We start from the raw sequence: 10060 nt of genomic DNA on the forward strand, positions 1-10060 counted from the left end.
CGCCCGCCACCTCGCGCAGCGCGGGCAGCGTCGCGGTGTGCGCGGCGACGACGATCAGCGCGTCGACCCCCTGCGACAGCAGGCGCTGGGCGGCATCGGTGACGGATGCCGGGTCCGCGGCATCCGCGTAGGCCGTCGCCAACCAGCGGTCCGCCTCGCGAGCAGCCGCGTCGAGCGCGGCGATGCCGGCGCCGGGGCCCCACAGGGTCGCGTCCGAGGCGACGACGCCGACGGTGCGGGTCGTCGAGGTGCCGAGGGCGCGGGCGGCGTTGTTGACGCGGTAGCCGAGCTCGGCCATCGCGGCCTCGACGCGGGCCCGGGTCTCGGGGCGCAGGTTCGGGCTGTCGTTGATGACGCGCGACACGGTCTGCGTCGACACCCCCGCCCGCGCGGCGACGTCGCGCACGCCGGCGCGTGTCGTCCCGGCCCGTCCCATGGCGCTCACTGTAGCGGGCGCCATCTCACGTCGATGCGCTCGCTGTCGAGCACTCGGGCGCATCCGGCCCACGCCGTTAACGTGGAGGATCGACGCCGACGCACGGAGGAGGGACCGGATGCGGCTGCTGCAGCGCCTCGCGCTCGGACGCTTCTACGCGCGCCTGCCCGAGTGGGTGCGCCTGGTCGTCGCGGCCTCGGCGGTCGTGCTCGGCGTGGTCATCGTCATCCGGCCGACGACGGCGCTGGGCGTCCTCGCCTGGCTGATCGGCGGCGGCATGGTCCTCACAGGCGTCATCGAGCTGACGGGGCGCGACATGGAGGGGGCGCGTCCGCGCTGGCGCACGCTGACGGGCGGTGCGTGGCTCGTCGGCGGGCTCGTCGTCCTGCTGACCCCGGGACTCACCGTGCGCGTCGTGGCGACCCTTGTCGGCATCCTGCTGCTCGTCGCGGGTGCGCTCGGCGTGATCGCGGTCTTCGCGAAGGGGCGAACGATCGATGCGCGCATCGCGGATGCCGCCTTCTCGGTCTCGGGCGTGATCTTCGGCGTGCTGGCGCTGTTCTGGCCCGACATCACCCTGCTCGTCGTCGCGGTCGTCTTCGGCGCGCGTCTCATCATGAGCGGGGTCGCCGATCTGTGGACGCGCGTGCGTCGTCGCCGCGACACCGAGCGGGAGCTCCGCCACCAGCCGCAGCGCCTGCGCCGTTGGGGGCGCACGGTCACCGCCCTCGTCTCCGTCGCGCTCGCCGTCACGACCGCACTCGTCACCGTGCCGCTGCGCGAGGGATCGACCGTCGTCGACGACTTCTACGCGGCCCCTCGCGACATGCCGGGGGAGCCGGGGCGCCTCATCCGTGCCGAGCCGTTCACGAACGGCATCCCGGTGTCGGCGACGGCCTGGCGCATCCTCTACACGACCACCGGCGTCGACGGCGAGGTGCGGGTCGCGAGCGGTGTCGTCGTCGTCCCGAAGGAGGGCGACGGGCAGTGGCCGATCATCGACTGGAACCACGGCACGACCGGCTTCTCCGAGCACTGCGCACCGTCGCTGCAGCCGCGCGGGCTCTGGTCGGGCGCGCTCTACAACCTGCCGACGATCATTCGGCAGGGGTGGGCCGTCGTGGCGACGGACTACATCGGGCTGGGCACCGAGGGCCCGCATCCGTACCTCATCGGTCCTCCCAGCGCGACGGCGTCGCTCGACGCGGTGCGCGCCGCCCGCGAACTGCAGGATGCCGACCTCGGCGTCCGCACGGTCATCTGGGGGCACTCGCAGGGTGGCGGCGCCGCGCTGTGGGCGGGGGCGATGGCGCGGGAGTACGCGCCCGAGCTGTACGTGCAGGGGGTCGCGGCGCTCGCGCCGGCCAGCGACCCGCCCGCGCTCGTGCAGAACATCTCGAGCGTCACGGGCGGCAGCATCTTCGCCTCGTACGCCTTCGCGTCGTTCTCGGCGATCTACGACGACGTCTCGTACGACGATTACGTGCGGCCGGGCGCCGACACGGTGCTCCGGCAGATGTCGGAGCGCTGCCTGTCCGACCCGTCGATCGTCGTCTCGGTCGCGGCGGCGCTCGGCATGAGCGGCGATCCTCGCCTGTTCTCGACACCCCCGGCATCCGGTCCGCTGGGCGTCCACCTGCGCGACAACGCGGCACCGCTCCGCCAGAATGCGCCGCTGCTCATCGCCCACGGCGGGGCCGACAGCGTCATCCCCGTCGCAACGCAGACCGCATACGTCGACCGGATGTGCCGGGCCGGTCAGGTCGTCGACTACCGGATCTACGACGGGTACGAGCATGCGGCCGTCGTCGAGCGCCCGTCGCCGCTGCTCGACGAGCTCATCGAGTGGACCGCGGCGAGGTTCGCGGGTGACCCCGTGCCCGAGGAGTGCTCGACCACGAGGGAATGAGCCCCGGATCGGAGAGCGCCCATAGGGTGGGACGCATGACCGAGAACACCCTTCCCTCCGGCATCCAACTCGACGAACTGAGTACCGACATCCGGCCGCAGGACGACCTGTTCCGCCACGTCAACGGCGCGTGGCTCGAGCGCACCGAGATCCCCGAGGACAAGGCGCGCTGGGGGTCGTTCCACCTCATCGCGGAGCAGGCCGAGAAGGACGTCAAGACGATCATCGAGGAGTCGACGGATGCCGAGCCCGGCACCGAGACCCGCAAGATCGGCGACCTGTACGCGAGCTTCATGGACACCGCGGCGATCGAGGCGAAGGGTGCTGAGGCGATCGCGCCGCAGCTGACGTACGTCGACCAGGTCACCGGCATCCCGAGCCTGCTGCAGACTTCCGGAACGCTGGAACGTGAGGGCGTCGCGGGGATCTTCAGCACGTACATCGAGCCGGACCCCGGCAACCCGCAGCGGTACATCCTCTTCCTCGTGCAGGGTGGTCTGTCGCTGCCCGACGAGAGCTACTACCGCCTCGACAACTTCGAGAAGACCCGTGCGGCCTTCCGCGCGTATGTCGCGACGGTCTTCGGTCTCGCCGGTGTCGCCGACGCCGAGGCGCAGGCCGACCGCGTGCTCGCCCTCGAGACCGAGATCGCCTCGCATCACTGGGACAACGTCCGCAGCCGTGACGCCGTCGCGACCTACAACCTGATGAGCTGGGATGCCGCGGTGCAGCTCACCGGCGTCGACCTGGCCCCGTGGCGCGACGCCGTCGCTCCCGGCAAGGCGGGCGTCATCGAGGAGGTCGACGTCAACCAGCCGAGCTTCTTCGAAGGACTCGGCACCCTGCTGGTCGAGGACCGGCTCGAGGACTGGAAGGCGTGGCTGCGTCTGCAGGTCATCCGCGCGTCGGCACCGTTCCTGTCGCAGGCGTTCGTCGACGCGAACTTCGCGTTCTACGGCACCGAGATGACCGGCGTCCCGGTCAACCGCGAGCGCTGGAAGCGCGGTGTCTCGCTCGTCGAGGCCGCCCTCGGCGAGGCGGTGGGCAAGGTCTACGTCGAGCGTCACTTCCCGCCGCGCGCGAAGGAGGAGATGGACGTCCTCGTCGACAACCTCATCGAGGCGTACCGGCAGTCGATCTCGTCGCTGGAGTGGATGACGCCCGCCACGCGCGAGCGCGCGCTCGAGAAGCTCGAGGCGTTCACGCCGAAGGTGGGCTACCCGGTGAAGTGGAAGGACTACTCGGATCTCGAGATCGAGGCATCCGACCTCATCGGCAACGTGCGCCGCTCGAACGCGTGGCAGCACGACCAGCAGCTCGCAAAGCTCGGCGCTCCGATCGACCGTGACGAGTGGTTCATGACCCCGCAGACGGTCAACGCGTACTACAACCCGCTCATGAACGAGATCGTCTTCCCGGCCGCGATCCTGCAGCACCCGTTCTTCGACATGGAGCGCGACCCGGCCGCCAACTACGGCGGCATCGGCGCCGTCATCGGTCACGAGATCGGTCACGGCTTCGACGACCAGGGCAGCGCGTTCGATGGCACCGGCGCGCTGAACGACTGGTGGACCGACGAGGACCGCGCGGCGTTCACCGAGCGCACGGCGACCCTCATCGAGCAGTACAACGCGCTCGTGCCGCAGGGCCTGTCGGCGGATCACACCGTCAACGGTGCCCTGACGATCGGCGAGAACATCGGCGACCTCGGCGGCCTCGGCATCGCGATCAAGGCGTACCGGCTGCACCTGGAGAAGGCCGGTTCGACGGATGCCGACGGTCCCGTGATCGACGGGCTCACCGGCATCCAGCGCCTGCTGCTGAGCTGGGGGCAGATCTGGCAGCAGAAGGGGCGGGATGCCGAGACGATCCGTCTGCTGACGATCGACCCGCACTCGCCCAACGAGTTCCGCTGCAACCAGATCGTCCGCAACATCGACGAGTTCTACGCCGCGTTCGACGTGACCCCGTCGGACGAACTCTGGCTCGACGAGGACAAGCGCGTCACCATCTGGTGACCGCGATGCGCGGCGCGCCGGTCGTCAGCATCGAGCTCGAGTTCGATGCGGCGACCGAGCGCGCCGTGCGCGCGGAGTGGCAGGCGCTCGCCGACGCCGGGCTGTCGAGTCTCGCCGCGCACACGTCGCCCTCGAACGCGCCGCATGTGACGCTGCTCGTGCGTCCGTCGGTGTCGCTGGCGTCGGTGCCGTTGCCCGCCCCCTTTCCCGTGACTCTCGGTGCGGTGGTGCTGTTCGGCGCGGGGGAGCGGCGGGTGCTCGCACGCTCGGTCGTGCCGTCGGCCGAGCTGCTGTCGCTGCACGCCGCCGTGCACGAGGCCGCCGGTCCCGGCGACGACGCTCCGCACACCGCTCCGGGCGAGTGGATGCCGCACGTCACCCTCGCGCGCCGGCTCAAGGTCTCGGACCTCGAGCGCGCGCTGCCGCTGCTCGGTGAGCCGATCGTCGGTGTCGCTCGCGGGCTCAGGCGGTGGGATGCGGCATCCGCGACCGTCACCGAGCTCGGGGTGTTCGCACGCTGATCTGGGACCGCGCCGAAAACGCAGCGCAGAGGTTTCGGCGCGATCCGGTTTCGGCGGGGGTTTTCGGTGGATACATCTTCGGCGTGTCGCGTTCGTCTGCGGTTGTGAATAACAGCGCTCCGTGGCGGCGTTCTGACTTCGCTACGTGACGTGTCTACAGCAGCTCGGTTCTCGCAGGGCTCAGGTCGGGGCTGGGCCGCCTTGCTGGAGGGATGCTCGTCGGTGGGACTTCAGAGTTTTGCGCAGAAATGTCGCTCTCGGACTAGTTGCCATCACGCAGAAGAGGTCACAGCTGCGATACCGGTGCGTGCGGATGGCGTGACAGGTGCTGGATGCATCACAGTCGTACGTAGGCGGCGCCTGCCCATTGTTGTTGAGCGAGGTAGCCCACGGCCGCGGCAACGGTTGACACCCCCTCGAGCAAAGAATCAGCGTCCACGTCTTCTCGGCTCATGCTGTTCTGACACGCCAGCACCTGTACGCCCGCACTGCGGATCGTTGCGACGAGATCGTCTCGATAGGCACCGTCCGCGACCAGGCCCCGCACCGCGCCGCCCTGGACGACGAGCTGCACGATGCCGTCGGGACTGAGATCGTCAACGGCGTTTCGGGCAACGCGCAGCGCGGCGGTGAGAACCGCGGCGTCCTCGGCGAAGACGTGGATGACGAGCGTGTTTCGCGTGGTCATCAGGCGAGGGAGAGGAAGAGCTTTTCCAGCTCGTCGGGGTTGGTGACGTTATCCGCCTCCGGCGTGGTCATGCAGTCGCGAAGAGCGGTGGAGATGACGAGGAAGCCGGCCCGATCCAGAGCTTTAGAGACGGCGGAGAGCTGCTGAACGACGTCGCGGCAGTGTGCGTCGTTTTCAACGGCGCCGATCACCGCGGCGAGCTGTCCTTGCGCACGCTTCAGACGGTTGAGCACCTTTCGCTTCGCCTCCTGATCGTGCAGCAGCGAGTCAGGGCCTTGCGGGTCACTGCCCATGAGCGGTTCCTTCCGTCGAGTTGACAACAACTATACCCCCCGGAGTATCCTGGGCGTCCAGGTTCAGATATACCCCCTGGGGTATCACCGGAAAGGGAGAGAACATGTGTCGAGCTACGAAGTGCCGGACCTGTGGGAAGACGACGTGGGCGGGCTGCGGCCAGCACGTGTCTTCGGTACGCGCGTCGGTGCCCGCGTCGCAGTGGTGCAATGGCAACCACACGCGCGGTGAGGTGCAGGCTGCACAGTCGAAGCAGGGCGGGTTCTTCTCGCGCCTGTTCGGGCGGTGACCGACGATGGCCACCACTGAGCTCACGAACGAGACCTTCGGCCCGGCCGTCCAGGCAGACGGGATCGTCCTCATCGACTTCTGGGCGGCCTGGTGCGGCCCGTGCCGCTCGTTCGCTCCGGTATTCGAGGCGGCGTCGGAGAAGCACCCCGACATCGTGTTCGCGAAAGTGGACACCGAAGCGGAAGCTGAGTTGTCCTCGGCTCACCGCATCACCTCGATCCCGACGCTGATGGTGATCCGCGATGGCGTGCTGGTGTACAAGCAGCCCGGTGCTCTGCCTGCCCCGCAGCTCGAGCAACTGATCACCAAAGCCCGCGAGCTGGACATGGATGATGTCCGCCGCCAGATCGCGGCTGCCGAGACGGCTGCCTGACCGTGTGCGCTCAAATCACCTGCCCCTCCTGCGGCAAGCCCACGTGGGCCGGCTGCGGCCAACACATCGACGACGCCCTCGCCGACGTTCCCGAAGACCAGCGCTGCACCTGCGCGCACTGACCCCGCGAAAGCAGATCCCCGTGCTCCTCGAACGCTTGTATGACGACGACCTCGCGCACGCCAGCTACCTGATCGGTTGCCAGCGGAACGGTGAAGCGATTGTGGTCGATCCCCGCCGCGACGTGCAGGTCTATCTCGACCTCGCCGCGAAGCATGGCATGACCATCACTGCCGTCACCGAGACTCACATCCACGCCGACTACCTCTCCGGCACCCGCGAACTCGCTGCCCGCACGGGAGCGACGATGTACGTCTCCGCCGAGGGCGGGCCCGACTGGCAGTACGGTTCCGGATTCGATGACGCCACCCGGATGGTGCACGGTCAGCGCATCACCCTCGGCAACATCGCCCTCGAAGCAGTGCACACCCCCGGCCACACCCCCGAGCACCTTTCCTTCCTCGTCACCGATGGAGCCGCCACCTCCGACCCGGGCTACTTCCTCAGCGGCGACTTCGTCTTCGTCGGCGACATCGGCCGCCCCGACCTGCTGGATGAAGCCGCCGGCGGTATCGACACCCGCTTCCAGGGCGCGCGCGATCTGTTCGCCAGCCTTCGCGACCGTTTCCTCACCCTCCCGGACTACGTCCAGGTGCTCCCCGCACACGGGTCCGGCTCGGCCTGCGGCAAGGCCCTCGGCGCTGTCCCCACCTCCACGGTCGGATACGAGCGACGCTTTGCCTGGTGGGCACCGTACCTGGCCGCCGGCGACGAGCAGGGCTTCATCAACTCCCTCCTCGATGATCAACCTGATGCGCACGCCTACTTCACCCGGATGAAGCGGCAGAACCGCACCGGGCCCGCTCTGCTGGGCAAGCTCGCACCGCTGCCGCAAATCGACGCCTCCGACCTGTCCGCTGCGCTGGAGGAAGACAGCGTCATCCTCATCGACACCCGCCACCACGCGCAGGTACACCAGGGCACCGTGCCCGGCGCGCTCAACGTCCCCGGCGAAGCGAAAGCCGCCAGCTACGCCGCCTGGGTCTACGACCCTGAGACGGAAACACGCCCCCTCGTCATTCTGGCCGACTCGACTGACGCGGCCGGGCGGTTCCGCGACCACCTGCTGCGGGTGGGGATCGACGCTGTCCACGGCTTCACCGACACCCTCGACGGACTGCGGCTCGTTCAGCCGAAGACCATCGCCCCCACGGACATCGACCAGGTGGAGCACGCCCTCCTGCTCGATGTGCGCAACCGCACCGAATACAACGCGGGACACATCCCCGGTGCCGCCCAACTCTCCGGCGGTCGCGCTCTCTGGCACACCGATGAGCTCCCCAGCTCGGGCGTCATCCTCACTTACTGCCAGAGCGGCGTCCGCAACAGCGTCGTCGCCAGCGCCCTGCGTCGAGCCGGTCACGACGTCATCGAGATCGACGGCAGCTACCGCGCCTGGCTCGCCGCAACGGCGCAGCCCGCCGCGAACGCCGCCTGACCCCTCGAGGAGCCCGACTGACCTTGCCCATCATCACCGCGATGATCCTCGCGACCGTGGTCGGCGTCGCGCTCGGGCTCCTCGGCGGAGGCGGCTCAATCCTCGCCGTCCCCGTCCTCACCCTGATATTGGGCATGGGAACGCGAGAGGCGATCGCGTCTTCGCTCTTCGTGGTCGCAGTGACCAGCGCCATCGCCGTCCTGATACGCGCGCGAACGGGGACCGTGAAATGGGGGGTCGGTGTCGCGTTCGGGGCGACAGGGATGCTCGGCGGGCTCGGCGGTGCATCTCTGGGGCGGTTCGTGCCCGACTCCCTCCTCGCCATTCTCTTCAGCGGCATCATGATCGCCACGGCACTCGCGATGATCCGCGGCCGTCGCACACCCGCCCCACCCGAGCGACCTCGCGCGCGCAGCTCTCATGTCCTGCGCGTCGTGATCATGGGGGTGTCTGTGGGGTTCCTCACGGGGCTGCTCGGGGCGGGAGGTGGTTTCCTCATCGTCCCCGCGCTGCTGATCTTCGGTCTGCCCATCGCCGCGGCCACCAGCACATCACTCCTCGTCATCGCACTGAACTCCACCGCAGGACTCGCCGCACAGGTGTTCGCCACCGCGATCCCATGGGAAACCGTTCTTCCTTTCACCGCCTTCGCCGTTGTCGGCTCCGTCGCCGGGATGCTGCTCGCCAGAAAGTTGTCCGCCCCCACGCTCCGCAAAAGCTTCGGCTTCTTCGTCCTGGGCGTGGGCATCATCATGCTCACAGCGACGATCCTGCGCCTCGCACCTCTTCTATGACCCTCCGGGAATCGCTCATGTCCGTCACCCCCGCTGTCGTCCTCCCGCGCGTTGGTGCCCTCATCGAGGGCTACCAGGGGCCTGTCATCGATGAACGTGCGGTCCGGATCGCGGCCGGTCTCCTGCTGACGCTCGGACTTCTCGCCGCCACCGCCGCACTCGCGTTCGGGACGACTCGCCCGCTGCAGATGTTCGGAATGTTCTTCCTGCTCGACATGCTGACCCGTCTCCTCGTCAGTGATCGGTTGTCGATCACCCTGGCGTTGGGACGACTCGCGAGCCGCTCCCACTTCCCGCGCTGGGTCGGCGCCCCGCAGAAGGCCTTCGCGTGGTGGCTAGCCGTCGGCATCGCCACAGTCTCATGCGTCGCGCTGGGCTCCGGCGCTATCCCCCTCCAGGGGGTACTCGCCCTGTGCGGTGTCTGCTTCATCCTCCTAGCCCTGGAAGCGATCTTCGGCTGGTGCGCGGGCTGCCACCTCCACCGCCGTCTCAGCCGACACCCCACACATCACTGCGCCGACCGCTCCTGCAACCTCTAACCCCAAACCCCCGAAAGGACCCCATGCGTCGCTTCGCCCTCGTTACAGTCACCGCACTCGTCGCCGCCTTCGCGCTCACGAGTTGCACCGCGCCGACCACCGCCCAACCTGCGGTTAGCTCGGATGCGATCGTCATCGACGTCCGCACACCCGCCGAACACGCCGAAGGGCATCTCGATGGGGCACTCCTGCTCGACGTCACCGCCGGCGAGCTGCAAACGGCAATCCCTGACCTGGACCCCCACGCCGACTACGTCGTCTACTGCCGTTCAGGTCAACGCGCCGCAGCCGCCGTCGACCTCATGGAGGACGCAGGCTTCACCCAAGTACGCAACCTCGGCTCGCTCGCAGACGCCGCAGCCGCGACGGGGCTACCGGTCGTTCAGACCGATTGAACCCTTCACCCACGCTCCAACAGCGGAGGATCGGCGCGCGCCTCAAAAACCAGTAGCTTTCTGAGACGCCGGACCAAGTGGCCCTCGACAGCGCCCCTTTGCCCGAAATCTCGGGATGCGCGTCGTCTCAGAAAGGCGTCTCGCCATAATTCGTCTCAGCAGGGGTCATAAAGGGTGTTTCCGAGTCAGAATGGGCTCGTGAGGCTTCTCGGATACACGCGCGTGAGTACGTCGAGTCAGGACG

General features: G+C 68.5%; 12 protein-coding genes. 8 read left to right on the forward strand and 4 right to left on the reverse strand.

All coding sequences use genetic code 11. The annotated features are described in order from the left end of the window. A partial coding sequence (locus NH287_RS14080) for a LacI family DNA-binding transcriptional regulator (RefSeq protein WP_253036115.1) occupies positions 1–436 on the reverse strand: 436 nt, incomplete at its 3' end. Between the two features lie 118 nt (positions 437–554). On the opposite strand from NH287_RS14080, the gene NH287_RS14085 reads away from it, so the two are divergent. Genes NH287_RS14085 through NH287_RS14095 form a run of 3 tightly spaced genes read left to right on the forward strand, consistent with a single transcriptional unit; the run spans position 555 to position 4884 of the window. Then, entirely contained in the window at positions 555–2345 is a 1791-nt protein-coding gene (locus tag NH287_RS14085) for a lipase family protein (RefSeq protein WP_253036116.1), read from the forward strand. Positions 2346–2380: 35 nt separating this feature from the next. Continuing rightward, a complete protein-coding gene (locus NH287_RS14090; RefSeq protein ID WP_253036117.1) occupies positions 2381–4363 on the forward strand; it encodes a M13 family metallopeptidase in 1983 nt (660 codons plus the stop codon). A 5-nt stretch (positions 4364–4368) separates the two neighbouring features. Then, positions 4369–4884 carry a 2'-5' RNA ligase family protein gene (locus NH287_RS14095; RefSeq protein WP_253036118.1) on the forward strand — a complete coding sequence of 172 codons (516 nt, stop codon included), beginning with the start codon at positions 4369–4371 and terminating at the stop codon, positions 4882–4884. 337 nt (positions 4885–5221) lie between these two features. On the opposite strand, the gene NH287_RS14100 is transcribed toward NH287_RS14095, so the two are convergent. After that, complete coding sequence (locus NH287_RS14100) at positions 5222–5572, reverse strand: hypothetical protein (RefSeq protein WP_016463911.1); 351 nt, start codon at positions 5570–5572, stop codon at positions 5222–5224. Then, positions 5572–5865 (reverse strand): metal-sensitive transcriptional regulator, encoded by a 294-nt coding sequence (locus NH287_RS14105; protein WP_016463910.1) that lies wholly within the window; start codon positions 5863–5865, stop codon positions 5572–5574. The genes NH287_RS14100 and NH287_RS14105 overlap by 1 nt, the downstream gene beginning before the upstream one ends. A 296-nt stretch (positions 5866–6161) precedes the next feature. Here NH287_RS14105 and trxA point away from each other — a divergent pair, with 296 nt between their 5' ends. Further along, positions 6162–6530 carry a thioredoxin gene (trxA, locus tag NH287_RS14115; RefSeq protein ID WP_016463909.1) on the forward strand — a complete coding sequence of 123 codons (369 nt, stop codon included), beginning with the start codon at positions 6162–6164 and terminating at the stop codon, positions 6528–6530. Positions 6531–6540: 10 nt separating this feature from the next. Here trxA and NH287_RS14120 read toward each other — a convergent pair whose 3' ends face one another. Continuing rightward, complete coding sequence (locus tag NH287_RS14120) at positions 6541–6807, reverse strand: hypothetical protein (RefSeq protein WP_232212106.1); 267 nt, start codon at positions 6805–6807, stop codon at positions 6541–6543. Between NH287_RS14120 and NH287_RS14125 the strand changes: the two genes are divergently transcribed. From NH287_RS14125 to NH287_RS14140, 4 genes are read left to right on the forward strand one after another with little or no spacing between them, the layout of a single operon-like run. Then, on the forward strand, positions 6688–8088 hold the full coding sequence (locus NH287_RS14125) for an MBL fold metallo-hydrolase (RefSeq protein WP_253036119.1): 1401 nt from the start codon (positions 6688–6690) through the stop codon (positions 8086–8088). The two genes, NH287_RS14120 and NH287_RS14125, sit on opposite strands and share 120 nt — an antisense overlap. 23 nt (positions 8089–8111) lie before the next feature. After that, a complete protein-coding gene (locus tag NH287_RS14130) occupies positions 8112–8882 on the forward strand; it encodes a sulfite exporter TauE/SafE family protein (RefSeq protein ID WP_016463907.1) in 771 nt (256 codons plus the stop codon). 17 nt (positions 8883–8899) lie between these two features. Next, positions 8900–9421 carry a DUF4395 family protein gene (locus NH287_RS14135; protein ID WP_036282995.1) on the forward strand — a complete coding sequence of 174 codons (522 nt, stop codon included), beginning with the start codon at positions 8900–8902 and terminating at the stop codon, positions 9419–9421. 23 nt (positions 9422–9444) lie between these two features. After that, on the forward strand, positions 9445–9816 hold the full coding sequence (locus NH287_RS14140; RefSeq protein ID WP_016463905.1) for a rhodanese-like domain-containing protein: 372 nt from the start codon (positions 9445–9447) through the stop codon (positions 9814–9816). The last annotated feature ends 244 nt before the right edge of the window (positions 9817–10060 follow it).

Source organism: Microbacterium sp. CnD16-F, from assembly GCF_024124465.1.
In the GTDB taxonomy this organism is placed as follows: Bacteria; Actinomycetota; Actinomycetes; order Actinomycetales; family Microbacteriaceae; genus Microbacterium; species Microbacterium gawkjiense.